Source organism: Larkinella sp. VNQ87, assembly GCF_049445795.1.
Lineage (GTDB): Bacteria > Bacteroidota > Bacteroidia > Cytophagales > Spirosomataceae > Larkinella.
The window spans coordinates 1-15,753 of the sequence record NZ_JBMSDT010000009.1; the positions used below are offsets into that span (position 1 = coordinate 1).

The following is a 15,753-nucleotide window of genomic DNA, read 5'->3' on the forward strand; positions in this document are numbered from 1 at the left end:
TTTCACCCCCGTTCGTAGCAAACAAAAGTCCCCGCCATCAGGAATAGCGGGGACTCGTCTCGTCGGTTAACCCTAACCCAAATCACATTTTTCACTGTAAGATCTGTTATACTTCGGCCGTCGTTTTTTCGCCGGTGAAATAATGCTCTGGCTGTTTAAATAATACGTTAAAGGAAGTCATACTTCCGTAAATCCGGGTAATGTACTGTTGGATGTTGACCTTCTCCTCATCCTCCATCGAACTGGCGTTCACCCGTTGTTCCAGCACCCGCAACCGATCACGCATCATGACGATTTTGTGGAAAAATACCTCAATCGGTAGTTCCTTCGATGCCAGATCGGTCCGACCCGGTTTTAGGATGAGTTTGCCCCCTTTCCACTTATCGCCCAACGGCACCACCTCGGTCACATCCGCCCATTTTTGCAGAATCCGCGACAGCGCCTGCTCCACATCGAGCAGACTCACCAGATCACGATCTGGTTCGATGGCATCAATCACCTCCAGCGGTGTACTCAACTTTACTGTTTTGACGCCGGTTTCAAGAAAAGTCACAACATACCCGTTCGATTTTACTGAAATAATTACGCCAACCCCAAATTCGCTATGCCGCACCTGCGACCCAATGCCTAATAGTGTCTCCATAAATCGTCCATTTGTTTGCTTGCAAAAACACAAACCACATACCAAAATCAGTTAAGAATTAAGAGTTAAGAGTTATGAGTTGGCTCCGCCGTTTCCAATAATGTGGCGGAGCCAACTCATAACTCTTAACTCTTAATTCTTAACTCCCTTGGGAAGCAGGATTTTGCAGACGCAGGTGGTTTTGGTGACAGTGGTGGCTTCGTCGAGGAGGTCGAAACCGTCTTTGAGGCTGGCCCAGAGTTCGTCGCTGTGCTTGTGATCGTTGATCGTGACGAGCAGTAAACCGTTGGGCTTGAGGTGAGTCGCATACCTTTGCAAGGTTTCGAGTGGGTGGCGACTGTAGTAAATAGACTCGTTAAACATAATCATGTCGAACGCGCCAACGGGCTGATACTTGTCCATGTCGGCCACCAGGTAGGTGCATTTTTCATCGGCCTGCGCCTGGGCGTTCCGGATGGCGCTGTCGGAGATGTCCAGGCCGACGTACCGGCCGTAGTTGTGCGGCTGGAGCCGTTGTTGCAACAGGCCTTCCCCGCAGCCGATTTCCAGCAGTTCGGGCTGACCCGGTTTCAGGTATTTCACATACCCAACGATGACGCTGAACCGGGCCAGTTCGTCCAGCCCTTTCAGTCCTTCCCATAACCCCTTGTCGTACTGATAGTTCCAGCGATCGCGGTTGATCCGAAAGATTTTACGTTTGATAAATGAAGTCAGGGAACCCATGTGGCTTGGTTGGTAAATGGAGACTTAACGGGCGGTGCTGTCCTCGACAAACAGCGTATCGGAGGCATCCAGCAACGAAGTGTCGATGGCCGTTCCGTCCGGTTCGGTGGGCAATGCCCGTTCCAGTTGCCGTTTTTTGTTCCAGGGCGCCGTGGTCCGCCGGGCCATATCGACCGCCAGCAGGGCCACGATCAGGGTAAAAACAAGGGCTACCACAAACAGGATACGCCGGTTTCGATTCATGATTCGGTTAATTTTTTGGGCGAAATCAGGTCAATCAACGTTCCCGTCCGGCCCGAAACTTCCGCCCACTCCAACCCATCGAACTCGATAATCACCACTGCCCCTTTGCTCATCGAACCCACATCGGCATGGGTCAGGTATTCGGCCACGTACGAAATATCCGGGTTGTGCCCAAACAACATCAGCGACTGACAACTCGCACCGGTATTGTTGATGGCGGCCAGATACGCCTTGGGTCCACCGTCGAACAGTTTCGGCTCCAGCCCCATCGCTTCCGGGTCCAGGTGTAACTGTTCGGCTATCACTTTGCCGGTATCTTTGGCCCGGTTGGCCGTGCTGCTGATCAGGCAGTCGGGCTTGATGCCCATCTTAGCCAAATGACGGCCCACACGGGCGGCAGCCATAATGCCCTCCGGCACCAGATCACGGTCGTGGTCACGCTGGAAACTGGCCCGGTCTTCCGCCTTGGCGTGCCGGACGAGGTAAAGAATTTTCTTCATTGTTTGGGTTAAGAAAGGCGTTTTTTTCCAAAACTACTAATTCTGCTCAAAAGACCATGCGTCAACCCGCCGACTCCCCGGAATGTTCCTCCAATGCCCCTGAAAATTCGTATCTTTGCCTTCCCATACATTAATAGAAGTCATAACCGCCCTAAACCGGGCCGGTCAGCCATACAATGAGTACGCTACAGGAAATCAGCCGTCGCCGGACGTTCGCCATCATCAGCCACCCGGATGCCGGTAAGACCACATTGACCGAAAAACTGCTGCTTTTCGGCGGGGCCATCCAAACCGCCGGAGCCGTGAAGTCGAACAAAATCAAGAAGTCGGCCACCTCCGACTTTATGGAGATCGAGAAACAGCGCGGTATTTCGGTAGCTACGTCCGTAATGACGTTTGAATACCGGGATCTGAAAATCAACATCCTCGATACGCCGGGTCACAAGGATTTTGCGGAAGACACCTACCGGACGCTCACCGCTGTCGACAGCGTGATTCTGGTCATCGACTGCGTCAAGGGCGTCGAGGAGCAAACCGAGCGTCTGATGGAAGTCTGCCGGATGCGCGATACGCCAGTGATTATTTTCATCAACAAACTCGACCGCGAAGGCCAGAATCCATTCGATTTGCTCGACGAACTGGAAGCCAAGCTGAACATCCGGGTTCGGCCGCTGACCTGGCCGGTCAACATGGGGTCGGATTTCAAGGGCGTGTACAGCCTCTACGACAAAACCATGAATTTCTTCCGCGTCAACAAAACGAAGGTGGAAGAAGACATCCTGGAAATCGACATTAATACGCCGGTTTTGGATCAAAAAGTAGGCCAACGCGACGCCGAACAACTGCGCGAAGATGCCGAACTGATCGAAGGCGTTTATGATCCGTTCGACCGCCAGACCTACCTGGAAGGCAAAGTAGCCCCGGTTTTCTTCGGCTCGGCCGTCAACAACTTCGGGGTCAAAGAATTGCTGGACACGTTCTGCACGATTTCGCCGGAACCGATTGCCCGCGCCACCGACAAGCGCGTGGTACAGCCCGACGAGCCGAAGTTTACCGGTTTTGTCTTCAAGATTCACGCCAACCTTGACCCGCGCCACCGCGACCGGATTGCGTTCCTGCGCATTTGTTCGGGCACGTTCGAACGCGGAAAATTCTACCACCACACGCGGCTGGACAAAGACGTACGGTTTTCGAGTCCGTTCAGCTTCATGGCCGACAGCAAGAGCATTGTCGAAGAAGGCTTCCCCGGCGACGTGGTGGGCCTCTACGACACGGGATCGTTCAAGATCGGCGACACGCTGACGGAAGGCGAAGACCTCCAGTACACCGGTATTCCGAGTTTTTCGCCCGAGATTTTCAAGGAGTTGATCAACGCCGACCCGATGAAATCCAAGCAGTTGGAGAAAGGCATTCAGCAATTGACCGACGAGGGCGTGGCGCAGTTGTTTACGATGACGAGCGGAAACCGGAAGATCGTCGGCACGGTCGGCGAACTTCAGTTTGATGTGATTCAGTACCGGCTCGAACACGAATACGGGGCCAAATGCCGCTGGGTGTCGCTGCCGATCTCGAAAGCCTGCTGGCTCACCTCCGACGACCGGAAGAAGCTCGACGAATTCATCCGGCTGAAAGGGCTGGCGATTGCCTACGACAAAGACGAGAACCCGGTTTTTCTGGCCGAATCCGATTGGATTCTGCGCATGAACATGCAGAACAACCCGGATATCAAATTCCATATGACGTCGGAATTCAAACTGGCCCTGGAGGTATAATCTAAACTGGCGACGGTATGAACCAACGAATTTGGCCGTCGAAGTCCTGTTGCCCAAAACGGCAAAAATTGACCGTACGATTAAATTCACCGATTACGAAGCACACGGCGTAGGGGAATACTGGCTGGTTGATCCCACTAAAAAAACCGTCGAACAGTTTGTCCTCATTAATGGTGTTTTTCATCTCCGGTTTCAGGGTGGTGAGGGGCTGCTCAAAAGTGAGGTTGTAAAAGGCTTTCAGCTTCCTGCGGAAGCGTTTTTCAGCACAACCCCTGCCCTGACCATTTTACAGGAATTCATGAATTAAACGCCACGGCGAAAAACCACACCCTATGCAAAATACCTCCGTTGTCGACCGGTTTTTACGGTACGTCCAGATTGATACCCAATCCGACCCGCGTTCCACCACCAATCCCTCGACCGAAAAACAGAAAGATCTGGGCCGTCTGCTGGTGGACGAACTCCACGAACTGGGCGTTTCGGATGCCGAACTGGACGAATTTGGGTACGTCTATGCCACGATTCCGGCCAATACTGGCAAGCCGAACGTGCCGGTTTTGTGCCTCTGCGCCCACATGGACACCTCGCCGGACGTGACCGGCGCGGGCGTCAAACCGCTCATCCACCACGATTGGGACGGCACGGACATCGTGCTGCCCGACGACCCGACGCAGGTCATCCGACTGGCCGACCACCCGGATTTGAACGACCAGATCGGCCACGACATCATCACGGCCAGTGGCACCACGCTGCTCGGCGCCGACAACAAGGCGGGCGTAGCCGAGATCATGGCCGCTGCCGAACTGCTGCTCAACGAGCCCGTAATTAAACACGGCACGATCCGGCTGCTGTTTACGCCGGATGAAGAAGTCGGTCGCGGCACCGAAAAAGTCGATCTGGCAAGACTCGGCGCGGCCATTGGCTACACGATCGACGGCGAGATGCGGGGCACGCTGGAAGACGAAACGTTTTCGGCCGATGCGGTCAAAATCACGATTCAGGGGGTCAGCACGCACCCCGGTTTTGCGAAAGGCAAGCTTGAAAATGCGCTGAAGATTGCCGCCGATCTGCTGGCTTCCCTGCCCAAAGATTCGCTTTCGCCCGAAACCACCGAAGGCCACGAAGGCTTTATTCATCCGGGCCACCTGGAAGGCAATCAGGATCAGGCGGTTTTGGAATTCATCATCCGCGACTTTAGCGTGAGCGGTTTACAGGAAAAAGAGCATTACCTACAGAAGCAGTTGCAGACGGTTTTGGCCATGTATCCCAACTCCAGCGCGACGTTCGACGTTCGGGAGCAATACCGGAACATGAAAGAAGTGCTCGACCAGCACCCCGCCGTGGTCGAAAACGCGCTCGAAGCCATCCGCCGGAGCGACCTGCAGCCCGAACGCCGGAGCATCCGGGGCGGCACCGATGGCTCACGGCTGTCGTTCATGGGTCTGCCCTGCCCCAACCTCTTCGCGGGCGAACACGCCTTTCACTCACGGCTCGAATGGGTCTCGGTGCAGGACATGGAAAAAGCCGTGGAAGTGATTGTCAATCTCTGCCAGGTTTGGGAAGAACGGGCATAAACCATGACCGGTATACGGTTTTCAGTTTACGGTTTTCCGGGCGGAAACGCATTTCTCATGCAGCGAATCCAACTGTATACTGTAAACCATAAACTGAAAACCCTCAGGCAATCGTCTTCGTCACCCCCCCGTCGACACGAATGGCCGCGCCATTGGTCGCGGATGCCAGCGGGCTGACGAGGTAGGCCACCAGATTGGCCACTTCCTGCGTGGTGGCAAACCGCTTGATGATCGACGTGGGCCGTGCGTGTTTGAAGAAGTCTTTTTCCATCTCTTCCACGGTCACCTTGTTCATGGCCGCCATGTTACCAATGAAATCACCAACGCCTTCCGAGAACGTTGGCCCGGGCAGAATGGTGTTCACGGTCACTTCGGTGCCGGTTGTCAATTCGGCCAAACCGCGTGAAACGGCCAGTTGCGCGGTTTTTGTCATACCGTAATGAATCATTTCGGTCGGAATTTGCAGGCCTGATTCGCTCGATACGAAGATGATCCGCCCCCAGCCTTTCGCCAGCATCGCCGGAAAATAGTGCCTCGAAAGCCGAACGCCACTCATCACGTTAACCTCAAAAAACCGGAACCAGTCTTCATCCGGGATGTCGGCAAACTCCTTCGGCTCAAAAATGCCGACGTTGTTCACCAGTATATCCACTTCGGAAACGTCGGCCAGCAGCGCGTTGATGTCGTCCACCTTGCTAAAATCAGCCGCGACGGCCCGAAACCGGGTGCCGGGCAATTCGTCCATCATCTTCCGGGCCAGAGCGTCGGTTCGTTCCTTGTTCCGGCCGTTCAGAATCACTTCGGCTCCTTCCTGCGCCAGCGTTCGGGCAATGGCCAGCCCGATGCCGGCCGTCGAGCCGGTCACCAAGGCGGTTTTTCCGCTTATTTCTAAATTCATTGCTAAAGTGTTTGTTTACGAATACCGCTCCGTGATCGCTTTGGCCCGTTCACGGGTTTCCAGAATCAACGGATGCACCGGCTGGGCGAGCGCTTCGAGCACGTCGGCCACCGAGTCCTTAAACAACAAATTCACGGATAATTCGTGCCGGGCCTGGCTGGTTTTTAGCATAACCACCGGCCGGGTCTGGCCCTGAGCCGCGTGCAAGCCGTACCAGGCTTTGGCTTCCGCCCAGGTCGCTTCCAGGTCTTCATGGGCCCCATCCACGACAAACTCCTCCGTCGGCACGTGCAGCAATTGCCGGTCGGCCATGCGTTGATCAAGGTCCGCCAGTTGCTGCCGCAAGCGGACGGTATTCTTGCCGGTTCGGATGCGTTCGCGTAACGATTGACGGATGAAATAGGTGATGGCCTGCGTTACATTCAACCCAATTTCGGCCATCTGCTTGAAGATGAGCGAGGTAGGCGACATGCCGGGAATCGTATTCGGATCGTGGAGCAACACGCGACCCGGCGCATTCGGGCCGTCGGGCGTCAGAAAACCGTCGATGCGGGCGCAGACGTTCATACCCAGTTTGGTAAAGACACTAGCGACGTTCACCTGGATTTCGCGGTTGTGTTCGAGCGTCGTCTGCACCGGAATCCGTTTGCGGGTGGTGCTGCCCGACTGGTATTTGGATTTAAAATCGAAGCTCGTGACGTTGTAAATTTCCGTCGGCGGCAGGGCCACGGCGGTTCCGTCGTCGTCCTGAATCACCCCGCACGAAAATTCCTGACCGCTGATAAACTCTTCAAACAGTACATCGTCTTCGGAATTGACCGACGCAATGACCAGCGACCCGTTTCCGGCCTGGGCCCAGGAATCGGCTTTCGCCAGCAAGTCCGCCGGGTGGTGAATCGCTTCGCCGGTTTCTTCCAGAATCACCGGATAACCGATGCCGGAGTCCAATTCGGTAATCGCCTGCACCAGGGCGGTTTTTTGCTCGTCCGAGAACGTTTTCCAGCTTTCCAGATCAATCTCTTGTCGGAAAAAGCACTGATTGACGGCCTTGATGAACGTCGTTAAATCGTTGTTGCGAACGATCACCACGCCGATGGACGAGCCCTGGTGCGGGGCTTTCACAACGATGGGCAGCCCAAGCTGGCTTTGCAGCGATTCAAAGAAACTGGCTTTGTCGGCTTCGTCCCAGGCCGGGCGGCTGATGACGGCGGTTTTCTTTTCCTGCCCGTTGACCAGTGCAATCAGTTCGTTTTGCAGGATTTTATTGATGCCGACCGCCGAACCCATCAAGCCCGGCCCGCTGTACGGAATCTTGTACCATTCGAGCAAACCCTGAATGCCGCCGTCCTCACAATCGGGGCCGTGCATCGCCAGAAAGGCAAAATCGAAAAACCGGCTGAACTCCTGCGGCTGAATCCGCAGCCCGATCGCGTTGATTTGTTCCTCCAGTTCCTCAGCCGACAAACCGGCCAACGACTCGATGTACACGCTGAACCGACGGTCGGTTTGCTGCGGATAAAACGACCGGATCGAGGGTTGAGCCAACAACTCTTCCCGAATCAGGATAAAATTGCCCAGCCCGTCGACAAACACCATCACGGGTTCAAACAGGGCTTTGTCAATATGGGTCAGGGCCGTGCGACCGCCGGCAAAGGAAACCTCCCGCTCACGCGACGGGCCACCGAAGAAGATACCAATTCTCATTACAAGTACCCACGGACTTTAGTCCGTGTTTTGGGAGTTTATTCTATCTAATTGGTAATATCAACTCACACGGACTAAAGTCCGTGGGTACGATGGCGCAAAGTAACAAAAAAGGCCGCTCTTTCGTAAAAGAGCAGCCTTCTATCCTCAAAAGTGGTATTGATTTAGCGAAACAGCCAGGAAGCAATCACCGCAACGGTTTGTTCTTTCGTTACAGCCGGAAAATCATCCAGGGAGATACCCAATTCCAGGTGGTCAAATAAAGATTGAATCGGCACACGCGTCCCGGAAAAAACTGGTATTCCTCCCATGATATTCGGATTGGAGACGATCACTTCGGATAACGCTGCCATAGCTCTTACACAGTTAAAACGCCGGAGTCAGGTTCGTGGCTTCGACTCGCGACACTTCCGGGACGGCTTTCAGAATGGCTTCTTCCAGCCCGGCTTTGAACGTCATCGCCGACATCGGGCAGGAGCCGCACGCGCCGACCAGTTCCAGCCGGACTACTTTATCGTTCGTCACTTCGAGCACCTTCACATTGCCACCGTCTGCTTCCAGGTAGGGCCGAATGGTGTTCAAAGCCGTTTCGACACGATCAAGTAATAATTCGTTTTCCAATTCAGTTCCCATGCTTAGGTTCACAAAAGGTGGTCAAATGACTGATGGTAAAAATACGTTTTTTCGCCGTTAAATCCAATGAAACCGGCCGATTACCGGGCAATCTCCACGCGCTGCGTTTTCTCCAGCGTCGCATTGCGGACCGAAATCTGCTGCGCCAGGGCTTCGGCAGCCGCCCGGAACGCGCCGGAAGTCACCGGGTCATTTTCCGTCACGACCGGTTTTCCGTCGTCGCCCGCTTCCCGGATGCTTTGCACCAGCGGAATCTGGCCCAGCAATGGCACATCGAATTTGTCGGCCAGTTCCTGCCCTCCACCTTTTCCGAAAATATGGTATTTCGAATCGGGCAATTCGGCGGGGGTAAAATACGCCATGTTTTCGACAACGCCCAAAACCGGCACATTAATCTGCGGTTGCCGGAACATTGCCAGCCCCTTTGTGGCATCGGCCAGCGCCACTTTCTGCGGAGTCGTGACGATCACGGCCCCCGTTACCGGTACGGTTTGTACGAGGGTCAAATGAATGTCGCTCGTGCCCGGCGGCAGGTCGATCAGCAGGTAATCCAGTTCTTCCCAGTTGGTATCGGCAAAAAACTGCCGCAGGGCCTGGCTCGCCATCGGGCCGCGCCAGACAATGGCGTTGTCGGCGGGCGTCAGAAAACCGATCGACATCAGTTTAATGCCGTATTGCCGGATCGGTTGCAGCATGTTCTTGCCCTCAACCTGAATCACGGCCGGACGCATGTCTTCAGCTCCGAACATCACCGGTACCGACGGCCCGAAAATATCCGCATCGATGATGCCCACTTTCGCCCCAGATTTGTACAGCGCCACCGCCAGATTGGCCGTTACGGTCGATTTACCAACTCCGCCTTTCCCGGAGGCAATGGCAATAATATTTTTAACACCCGGTAAAACCGGGGCGTTGTAGCGCGTCGAACTCACATCCGCCGTCAGGTTGACCGTCACTTCGATATCCGGGCTGATGTAAGTGTGAATCGCATCGACGCAACGCTTCCGGATCAACTCTTTCAGCGGACAGGCCGGGGTGGTCAGGACCACCGTAAACCGGACCTGATCGATCCCTAATTCAATGTCTTTCACCATATTGAGCGTGACCAGATCACGCTTCAAATCCGGTTCTTCGACGTGCCCGAGGGCGTTCAATACGGTTTCTTTGGTCAGTCTGTAAGTCGACATAACGTCTTGGTTCTGTTGGGTGAACAGCAAATCAGGCTGCCTGGTTCGCGCCGGGGTCAATCGTCTGGAAAGATCGCAGACGGCGCTCCACCTCGTGCCGTTCCTGCGAAATATCGGCCCGGTGGGCAAACGCATCCAGTTGTTTCAATAAATTTTCTAGAAACCGGCGGTGTGAGTCGGTTCTCTCATGGAAAGGCCGGTGCGCCAGTGCCTTTTTCAACTGCTGCCAGTCGGTGATGAACCGGCGAAGTTCGGCATCAAAGGCACAATCGGCAAATTTTTCAAAAATATAGCGTTCGGCCACCGCGTTCGGGTGAATGAGATCGGCTTCGTAGAACCGGTAATCCCGCAGATCGTCCATCATGATTTCGTAAGCCGGGAAATAATGAACCGGCTCGTGCCAAACCGTCAGTTCGTGGCTCACCGCCCGCAGGATCGACTTGCTCACCTGATTCATCGGTAAGGAATCTTTTGTATGCCGCACCGGGCTAACCGTCAGCAGAATTTGCAGGTTCGGGTTAGTTCGTTTCAGAAATTTCACCAACCCGGTCAGTGTGCTTTGAACATGTTCATAGGCATACAAATACTTTTCGAACAGAAAACCGGGCATTTTATGGCAATTCGCCACGACCTTACCGGTTTCCTGATGGCGATAGACGAAAGCGGTGCCGAGCGTCAGCACAAACCAGTCAGCGTTTTGCAGCGCTTCGCCGGTTTGGGTCAGGCAGACGGCCAACCGACGTTGTAACTCCTCGCGGGTATGACCCCAAAAGGAGGAATGAAAATCGTAATGGAACCACAAGCCGTCGCGTTCGACGTACAGTTCCGGGTCGGGTTCGGTTTGCTGAATGGCCGCCCGCAGCAATTTGTCGACGGATACGGGGTTGAACAACGTGCCGAACGGATTGTTCAGCACCTCGACTTTGTTGTCGGTCAATTGCCGCCCCAGCACCTCGGCAAAGCAGGATCCAAGGGTCACAATCCGGGCATCGGGCCCGATCAAAACCGGTAGTTTTTCCGGTGTCAGTTCAGTACGAAAGTCCATACTACACTAACAAAAAAGCGGTCCGAAAAACTCCGAACCGCTCCAATTTATTTCACCTGATAACCTTCTGGTTATCAATACGATTACTCAGCAACAACCTCAAATTTGACGGCTTGTTTGACGTCTTTGTGCAAGTTGATCGTCGCGTTGTACGAACCCAGCACTTTTACCTCGTCGATGGTGATTTTCTTACGGTCAATATCGAAGCCTTTTTCTTTCAGGGCATCGGCTACCTGCGTGTTGGTCACGCGTCCGAAAATCTTGCCGCTTTCACCCGCTTTGGCCGGAATGCTGAGCGTCAGTTGGCTCAGGGCGTCGGCTGTTGCCAGGGCGTCGTTCTTGATTTTTTCGGCTTTGTGGGCAGCTTGCCGGATGTTTTCGGCCACCACTTTTTTATTTGATTCCGTGGCCATGACGGCATATCCTTGCGGAATCAGGTAGTTACGGCCGTAGCCGGGTTTTACGTCAACGGTATCGTTCTTGAAACCCAGTCCGGCGATGTCGGTTTTCAGTATGATTTGCATAATGGTAAATGAGTTGGCAGTTTATGGTTTTTAGTTTATGGTTTATTGTTCCTAGTTTCTTGCTTGAATCAACTATAAACAATAAACCGTAAACCATAAACTTATTTCAGTGAATCGCCTACGTAGGGTAACAAGGCCAGGTGACGCGCCCGTTTGACGGCCTGACCCACTTTGCGTTGGTATTTCAGGCTCGTACCGGTGATCCGGCGGGGCAGGATTTTGCCTTGTTCGTTCAGCAACTTCAACAGGAAGTTGGGATCTTTGTAGTCGATATACTTGATACCGGACTTTTTGAAACGGCAGTATTTCTTGCGGTTTTCGTTTTTGCTAACGGGTTCGTTCTGCAGACTCATGATTATTTGGCCTCCTCTCCTGCTTTTTCGGTTTGTTTGTTTTTACCCAGTTGTCCTTTCCGGCGACGCTCGTTATACGCAACCGCGTGTTTGTCGAGCACCGTAGTCAGGTAACGAATGATGCGCTCATCCCGACGGTATTCCACGTCCAGGGCTTCGGGCACTTTCGTTTCCGCCGTAAATTCAAACAGGAAATAATACCCCGTGTTTTTGTGCTGGATCGGGTAGGCAAGCTTGCGCAAACCCATGCTTTCTTCATTTACAATTTCCGCGCCGTTGTCGGTCAACACTTTGCGGAACTTGTCGACGGTGTCCTTTATCTGGGTTTCAGATAAAACGGGAGTCAAAATGAACACCGTCTCATAGTTCTTTGTGAACTGCATGATAATTGTGTTAAATGGATAAAGATTTCAAAATGAGGACGCAAAGGTAACTATAAAGCACGAAAGGCGAAAGAGGTAAGCCGGTTTTTTTGTAAACCGCTTCCGTCTTTCGCCATTCGTGCTTTATAGTTACCTCGGTTTATTTTACCGTAAACTCACCCTGACCAATTTTAAAGCCTTCTGAATACAGCTCAATCTGGTGCGCACCTTCCTTAAACGGGATGTTGCCCCGGCCGTAGATAAACGTCACCTGCTGGCTGCTGTTGTCGTAAGTAATGGTCTGTTTGGCGGTGTAGACCATTTCCTGTCCGTTGAAAATAAACTGTCCGGAACCGGTGGCCATATCCGAAATCACCGAACCACTGGGATCCAGGATACGCAGAACGATCTCTTTCTCGTTTTCCTGGGCCAACGGATTGGTCGCCAGCCGAAACGAAATTTTCACTTTTTCAATCCGCCGGGCGCGGTATTCGCCCCCGTCGCTCTCCTTACCCCGCCGGTTGATGGCGTTTACAACCAGGTTTTCCGCTTTCAGGGCCGAAGCCAGGGTTACCTTTTCGGATAACTCCCGGTTTTGCTCGGAGTAGCGGCTGACGGTATCTGCCAGTGCCTGTCGTTCGTTTTTCAGGCTGGTATTTTCCTCCGTCAAGGTCTGGTTTTGCGAAGTCAGGATGCTGTTTTCCTCCTTCAATTGTTCAATCTCCTTGTCTTTTTCGCCCAGCAAGGCCAGGTATTCCCGGATTTTACCTTCGTATTTTTTTGCATCAAAAGACGCCACATTCCGCAGGTTGCGTTTATCAGCTTCCAATTGCTCCTTCACTTTCAGCAACGAATCGACCTGACCGCCCAACGACTGAATCTCGGAAATCTTGGCATCTAGTTGCGTCGAAATCGAGTCCAGCCGGGCCTTGGTAATCAACATTTCCTGCGTTTTGTCGGCCAGCGTCGTTTGTTGAAGCTTGTTGGTCTGTCTTTCCTGGTAATAAAAGTAAAGCAATAGCAAGTTCAGGGCGGCCAGAATGCCTAAGGCCACCAATAAGTAATTTTTACGGTTATTACGTCGGTCCTGGTTATACGACTCCATGAATAGTAGTACTTAATGGAATAAGCATTGTGGGCGTAAAGTACATGATTCCACTAGTTTTTCCATACAACGACCCATGTTTCTTTATTATTAGGAGCCAAAGGAAAGAAGTGAGACGGAAAGATTGATTTCCGTTTTATTCCTCCTTTTCTCCCCTGCCAAGATGATTCTATCTTTGCAATTAAATTGTGGAAACATGACTTTAGCCGATAACATTCGAACCATCGAAGCCCGATTGCCGGAAGCCACCAAGCTGATTGCTGTTACGAAAACCAAGCCCGTCGCTCTGCTTCAGGAAGCCTACGAAGCTGGCTGCCGACGTTTCGGCGAAAACAAGGTACAGGAGATGGTCGAGAAACAGCCCCAGTTGCCCGCCGACCTGGAATGGCACCTGATCGGTCATTTGCAAACCAACAAGGTCAAGTACATTGCTGCGTTCGTCAGCCTGATTCATTCGGTCGATAGCCTGAAGCTGTTACAGGAAATCAACAAACAGGCTGCCAAACATGCCCGCGTGATCGACTGCCTGCTTCAGATTCACATCGCGCAGGAAGAAACCAAGTTCGGTTTTGACGAAGCCGAAGCCGAGTCGCTGCTCCAAAGTCCGGAACTGGAAACGCTTGCAAACGTTCGGATCGTGGGCCTGATGGGCATGGCAACCAACACCGACGACGAAGCGCAGGTTCGCCGGGAATTTCAGTCGCTCAAACAACTTTTTGACCGGCTGAGTCTCGTGCAGCGCCCCAACGTCCGGTTTCAGGAGCTTTCGATGGGCATGAGTAGCGATTATTTGATCGCAATTGCGGAAGGAAGTACGATGGTACGGGTCGGAAGTGCGATATTTGGGTCACGAAACTGAAAATCGCTATCATGCATAAATTCTTTCTGCAATCGGGAGCCATTCTGGGATTCCTTGGCGTTGCGCTTGGGGCCTTCGGCGCCCATGCCCTCCGAGCCGCGCTCGAACTATCCAAACGCACCGACACCTTCGAAACAGCCGTCAAATACCAGTTTTACCACGCCCTGGCGCTGGTTGCCATTGGAATTTTGCTGCAACTTCCGGCTACTTCGGCGGCTTCGGCAAAATTCTACGGCTGGGCAGGCTATGCATACCTATTCGGTGTTCTAATCTTCAGTGGTTCGTTGTATGCGATCTGCTTTACCGGCATTACGAAATTCGGCGCGGTAGCCCCCATCGGCGGCTTGCTGATGCTGGCGGGCTGGGCCCTGCTGCTGATGGGTGCCGCAAAAGGGTAAGATTATATGAAAATACAAAAAATCCTCACGGGAATAGCGGTTGTACTAGCCGGGTGGCTGACGCTCTCGGCCCTGACGACGCCCTCGGAAAAGCCGGTCACTGGAAAAACCGGGTTCACCGCCACCGATTCGTTGAAACATGATCCGAATACCGGCCTGGTCGTCGACGAACGGCTGAACCTTATTGTGGGCCACTGCACGGCCTGCCATTCGAGCAAACTGATTCTGCAAAACCGGTTTACGCGAGACGGCTGGAAGGAAAAAATTCGCTGGATGCAGCGCACGCAGAAGCTTTGGGACCTGGGCGAATCCGAACCGGCGGTGCTGGATTACCTGGTCAAATACTACGGCCCGGAACAAAAGACGTTCGATGGTCGGCGCAAACCGTTGACGCCTGTGCAATGGTATAAACTGGAAACCGGCAAATGAAAAAAAGTGCTTACCACTATCTGTTTGAGCAGGATACGCTTTTCCAGTCGCCGGAACCGGAGCCCGTCGTGCGGAAAACCGTACCGGCTAACGCTCCGATTGTCCAACCCGAACCGGTTGTGGATGAGCCTAGTGTGGCTGAAATACAGACCGAGCCCATCCAGGCCGGACCCATCCAGGCCGGACCCATCCAGGCCGGACCCATCCAGGCCGGACCTATCCAGGCTGGCCCCATTCAACCTGAACCTGTTCTGACTGAACCTATTTTAGTTGAACCAGAACCTGCTCAGCCCATCATCACACCGGAGCCAGTACCCGCCCCGGTTACACTGGTCGAAACCGCGACACCCACTCCCCCGGCTGCGACCCCGCCCCTCGTGGAACCGATTTCGTCCAAAACCGTTGCGGAAAAACCGAAAGTGCTGGTGTTGATCGATGAGGAACTAACGCCCAGTGAGTTAATCTTCCTCGAAAATATCCTGAAAGCCATTAAGCTGAGCATCGATGACATCGATATGCTGAACCTGGCTGGGTCGGGATTGGTGGATTTTCATGCGGTTTTGGAGAACAAAAAGCTGCATCACTTCATCTCCTTCGGCGTACCGTTTAAAACCATCCACCTGAACATCCAGATGGATCGCTACGAGCCGATCCGCATTTTTGGTATTACCTTCCTGCTGGCCGATCCGCTTTCAGCCATCGAAGCTGACCAAAAATTAAAGCGAAAATTATGGGCCGTTCTGAAACAGGTATTTTTGGATTAAACTTCAAAATGGCTTTTATTTAGAGGGCGATCCCAAA

Annotated in this window: 21 protein-coding genes; 7 read left to right on the forward strand and 14 right to left on the reverse strand. The window is 53.2% G+C overall.

Translation table 11 applies throughout. The features are described 5' to 3' along the window. Positions 1–106: 106 nt before the first annotated feature. The 4 genes from ACO2Q8_RS16290 to ACO2Q8_RS16305 all read right to left on the reverse strand — a co-directional run bounded on the left by ACO2Q8_RS16290 (position 107) and on the right by ACO2Q8_RS16305 (position 2,109). Positions 107–643 (reverse strand): hypothetical protein, encoded by a 537-nt coding sequence (locus tag ACO2Q8_RS16290; RefSeq protein WP_423345902.1) that lies wholly within the window; start codon positions 641–643, stop codon positions 107–109. 132 nt (positions 644–775) lie between these two features. After that, complete coding sequence (locus ACO2Q8_RS16295) at positions 776–1,366, reverse strand: class I SAM-dependent methyltransferase (RefSeq protein WP_423345903.1); 591 nt, start codon at positions 1,364–1,366, stop codon at positions 776–778. Between the two features lie 24 nt (positions 1,367–1,390). After that, entirely contained in the window at positions 1,391–1,609 is a 219-nt protein-coding gene (locus ACO2Q8_RS16300; protein WP_423345904.1) for a hypothetical protein, read from the reverse strand. Then, the gene (locus ACO2Q8_RS16305; RefSeq protein ID WP_423345905.1) at positions 1,606–2,109 is read right to left on the reverse strand and encodes a SixA phosphatase family protein; all 504 of its coding nucleotides are present in this window, start codon (positions 2,107–2,109) and stop codon (positions 1,606–1,608) included. Before ACO2Q8_RS16305 ends, ACO2Q8_RS16300 begins: the two co-directional genes overlap by 4 nt. Before the next feature lie 176 nt (positions 2,110–2,285). Between ACO2Q8_RS16305 and ACO2Q8_RS16310 the strand changes: the two genes are divergently transcribed. Genes ACO2Q8_RS16310 through pepT form a run of 3 tightly spaced genes read left to right on the forward strand, consistent with a single transcriptional unit; the run spans position 2,286 to position 5,455 of the window. Next, positions 2,286–3,881: a peptide chain release factor 3 gene (locus ACO2Q8_RS16310; RefSeq protein ID WP_423345906.1), complete on the forward strand. Its 1,596-nt coding sequence runs from the start codon at positions 2,286–2,288 to the stop codon at positions 3,879–3,881. 31 nt (positions 3,882–3,912) lie between these two features. Further along, positions 3,913–4,188: a Uma2 family endonuclease gene (locus tag ACO2Q8_RS16315; protein ID WP_423345907.1), complete on the forward strand. Its 276-nt coding sequence runs from the start codon at positions 3,913–3,915 to the stop codon at positions 4,186–4,188. A gap of 25 nt (positions 4,189–4,213) precedes the next feature. Beyond that, the gene (pepT, locus tag ACO2Q8_RS16320) at positions 4,214–5,455 is read left to right on the forward strand and encodes a peptidase T (RefSeq protein WP_423345908.1); all 1,242 of its coding nucleotides are present in this window, start codon (positions 4,214–4,216) and stop codon (positions 5,453–5,455) included. Positions 5,456–5,558: 103 nt separating this feature from the next. Here the strand turns inward: pepT and ACO2Q8_RS16325 are convergent, their stop codons facing one another. The 10 genes from ACO2Q8_RS16325 to ACO2Q8_RS16370 all read right to left on the reverse strand — a co-directional run bounded on the left by ACO2Q8_RS16325 (position 5,559) and on the right by ACO2Q8_RS16370 (position 13,266). Next, positions 5,559–6,353, reverse strand: a complete 795-nt coding sequence (locus tag ACO2Q8_RS16325) for an SDR family NAD(P)-dependent oxidoreductase (RefSeq protein WP_423345909.1) — start codon at positions 6,351–6,353, stop codon at positions 5,559–5,561. 15 nt (positions 6,354–6,368) lie between these two features. Continuing rightward, the gene (locus ACO2Q8_RS16330; protein WP_423345910.1) at positions 6,369–8,057 is read right to left on the reverse strand and encodes a D-alanine--D-alanine ligase family protein; all 1,689 of its coding nucleotides are present in this window, start codon (positions 8,055–8,057) and stop codon (positions 6,369–6,371) included. Positions 8,058–8,221: 164 nt separating this feature from the next. Then, positions 8,222–8,410, reverse strand: a complete 189-nt coding sequence (locus ACO2Q8_RS16335) for a DUF433 domain-containing protein (protein WP_423345911.1) — start codon at positions 8,408–8,410, stop codon at positions 8,222–8,224. Between the two features lie 13 nt (positions 8,411–8,423). Further along, positions 8,424–8,690, reverse strand: a complete 267-nt coding sequence (locus ACO2Q8_RS16340) for a NifU family protein (RefSeq protein ID WP_423345912.1) — start codon at positions 8,688–8,690, stop codon at positions 8,424–8,426. An 80-nt stretch (positions 8,691–8,770) separates the two neighbouring features. Further along, a complete protein-coding gene (locus tag ACO2Q8_RS16345; RefSeq protein ID WP_423345913.1) occupies positions 8,771–9,877 on the reverse strand; it encodes an Mrp/NBP35 family ATP-binding protein in 1,107 nt (368 codons plus the stop codon). A 31-nt stretch (positions 9,878–9,908) separates the two neighbouring features. Continuing rightward, entirely contained in the window at positions 9,909–10,922 is a 1,014-nt protein-coding gene (locus ACO2Q8_RS16350) for a GSCFA domain-containing protein (protein WP_423345914.1), read from the reverse strand. An 83-nt stretch (positions 10,923–11,005) separates the two neighbouring features. After that, positions 11,006–11,446 carry a 50S ribosomal protein L9 gene (rplI, locus tag ACO2Q8_RS16355; RefSeq protein WP_423345915.1) on the reverse strand — a complete coding sequence of 147 codons (441 nt, stop codon included), beginning with the start codon at positions 11,444–11,446 and terminating at the stop codon, positions 11,006–11,008. Between the two features lie 101 nt (positions 11,447–11,547). Beyond that, complete coding sequence (gene rpsR, locus ACO2Q8_RS16360; protein ID WP_038117645.1) at positions 11,548–11,799, reverse strand: 30S ribosomal protein S18; 252 nt, start codon at positions 11,797–11,799, stop codon at positions 11,548–11,550. 2 nt (positions 11,800–11,801) lie between these two features. Continuing rightward, positions 11,802–12,182 (reverse strand): 30S ribosomal protein S6, encoded by a 381-nt coding sequence (gene rpsF / locus ACO2Q8_RS16365; RefSeq protein ID WP_423345916.1) that lies wholly within the window; start codon positions 12,180–12,182, stop codon positions 11,802–11,804. Between the two features lie 139 nt (positions 12,183–12,321). Beyond that, entirely contained in the window at positions 12,322–13,266 is a 945-nt protein-coding gene (locus tag ACO2Q8_RS16370) for a hypothetical protein (RefSeq protein ID WP_423345917.1), read from the reverse strand. Between the two features lie 196 nt (positions 13,267–13,462). On the opposite strand from ACO2Q8_RS16370, the gene ACO2Q8_RS16375 reads away from it, so the two are divergent. From ACO2Q8_RS16375 to ACO2Q8_RS16390, 4 genes are read left to right on the forward strand one after another with little or no spacing between them, the layout of a single operon-like run. Beyond that, a complete protein-coding gene (locus ACO2Q8_RS16375; RefSeq protein ID WP_423345918.1) occupies positions 13,463–14,125 on the forward strand; it encodes a YggS family pyridoxal phosphate-dependent enzyme in 663 nt (220 codons plus the stop codon). Positions 14,126–14,136: 11 nt separating this feature from the next. After that, positions 14,137–14,523 carry a DUF423 domain-containing protein gene (locus ACO2Q8_RS16380; protein ID WP_423345919.1) on the forward strand — a complete coding sequence of 129 codons (387 nt, stop codon included), beginning with the start codon at positions 14,137–14,139 and terminating at the stop codon, positions 14,521–14,523. 6 nt (positions 14,524–14,529) lie between these two features. Then, on the forward strand, positions 14,530–14,952 hold the full coding sequence (locus tag ACO2Q8_RS16385; protein ID WP_423345920.1) for a hypothetical protein: 423 nt from the start codon (positions 14,530–14,532) through the stop codon (positions 14,950–14,952). Next, a complete protein-coding gene (locus tag ACO2Q8_RS16390) occupies positions 14,949–15,716 on the forward strand; it encodes a hypothetical protein (RefSeq protein WP_423345921.1) in 768 nt (255 codons plus the stop codon). Before ACO2Q8_RS16385 ends, ACO2Q8_RS16390 begins: the two co-directional genes overlap by 4 nt. Positions 15,717–15,753: the final 37 nt, after the last annotated feature.

Excerpts from the sequence above, each read along its gene's own strand:
- ACO2Q8_RS16290 (WP_423345902.1), bottom strand. The coding sequence starts at position 643 with ATGGAGACACTATTAGGCATTGGGTCGCAGGTGCGGCATAGCGAATTT.
- ACO2Q8_RS16295 (WP_423345903.1), bottom strand. The coding sequence starts at position 1,366 with ATGGGTTCCCTGACTTCATTTATCAAACGTAAAATCTTTCGGATCAAC.
- ACO2Q8_RS16300 (WP_423345904.1), bottom strand. The coding sequence starts at position 1,609 with ATGAATCGAAACCGGCGTATCCTGTTTGTGGTAGCCCTTGTTTTTACC.
- ACO2Q8_RS16305 (WP_423345905.1), bottom strand. The coding sequence starts at position 2,109 with ATGAAGAAAATTCTTTACCTCGTCCGGCACGCCAAGGCGGAAGACCGG.
- ACO2Q8_RS16310 (WP_423345906.1), top strand. The coding sequence starts at position 2,286 with ATGAGTACGCTACAGGAAATCAGCCGTCGCCGGACGTTCGCCATCATC.
- pepT (WP_423345908.1), top strand. The coding sequence starts at position 4,214 with ATGCAAAATACCTCCGTTGTCGACCGGTTTTTACGGTACGTCCAGATT.
- ACO2Q8_RS16325 (WP_423345909.1), bottom strand. The coding sequence starts at position 6,353 with ATGAATTTAGAAATAAGCGGAAAAACCGCCTTGGTGACCGGCTCGACG.
- ACO2Q8_RS16330 (WP_423345910.1), bottom strand. The coding sequence starts at position 8,057 with ATGAGAATTGGTATCTTCTTCGGTGGCCCGTCGCGTGAGCGGGAGGTT.
- ACO2Q8_RS16335 (WP_423345911.1), bottom strand. The coding sequence starts at position 8,410 with ATGGCAGCGTTATCCGAAGTGATCGTCTCCAATCCGAATATCATGGGA.
- ACO2Q8_RS16340 (WP_423345912.1), bottom strand. The coding sequence starts at position 8,690 with ATGGGAACTGAATTGGAAAACGAATTATTACTTGATCGTGTCGAAACG.
- ACO2Q8_RS16345 (WP_423345913.1), bottom strand. The coding sequence starts at position 9,877 with ATGTCGACTTACAGACTGACCAAAGAAACCGTATTGAACGCCCTCGGG.
- ACO2Q8_RS16350 (WP_423345914.1), bottom strand. The coding sequence starts at position 10,922 with ATGGACTTTCGTACTGAACTGACACCGGAAAAACTACCGGTTTTGATC.
- rplI (WP_423345915.1), bottom strand. The coding sequence starts at position 11,446 with ATGCAAATCATACTGAAAACCGACATCGCCGGACTGGGTTTCAAGAAC.
- rpsR (WP_038117645.1), bottom strand. The coding sequence starts at position 11,799 with ATGAGTCTGCAGAACGAACCCGTTAGCAAAAACGAAAACCGCAAGAAA.
- rpsF (WP_423345916.1), bottom strand. The coding sequence starts at position 12,182 with ATGCAGTTCACAAAGAACTATGAGACGGTGTTCATTTTGACTCCCGTT.
- ACO2Q8_RS16370 (WP_423345917.1), bottom strand. The coding sequence starts at position 13,266 with ATGGAGTCGTATAACCAGGACCGACGTAATAACCGTAAAAATTACTTA.
- ACO2Q8_RS16375 (WP_423345918.1), top strand. The coding sequence starts at position 13,463 with ATGACTTTAGCCGATAACATTCGAACCATCGAAGCCCGATTGCCGGAA.
- ACO2Q8_RS16380 (WP_423345919.1), top strand. The coding sequence starts at position 14,137 with ATGCATAAATTCTTTCTGCAATCGGGAGCCATTCTGGGATTCCTTGGC.
- ACO2Q8_RS16385 (WP_423345920.1), top strand. The coding sequence starts at position 14,530 with ATGAAAATACAAAAAATCCTCACGGGAATAGCGGTTGTACTAGCCGGG.
- ACO2Q8_RS16390 (WP_423345921.1), top strand. The coding sequence starts at position 14,949 with ATGAAAAAAAGTGCTTACCACTATCTGTTTGAGCAGGATACGCTTTTC.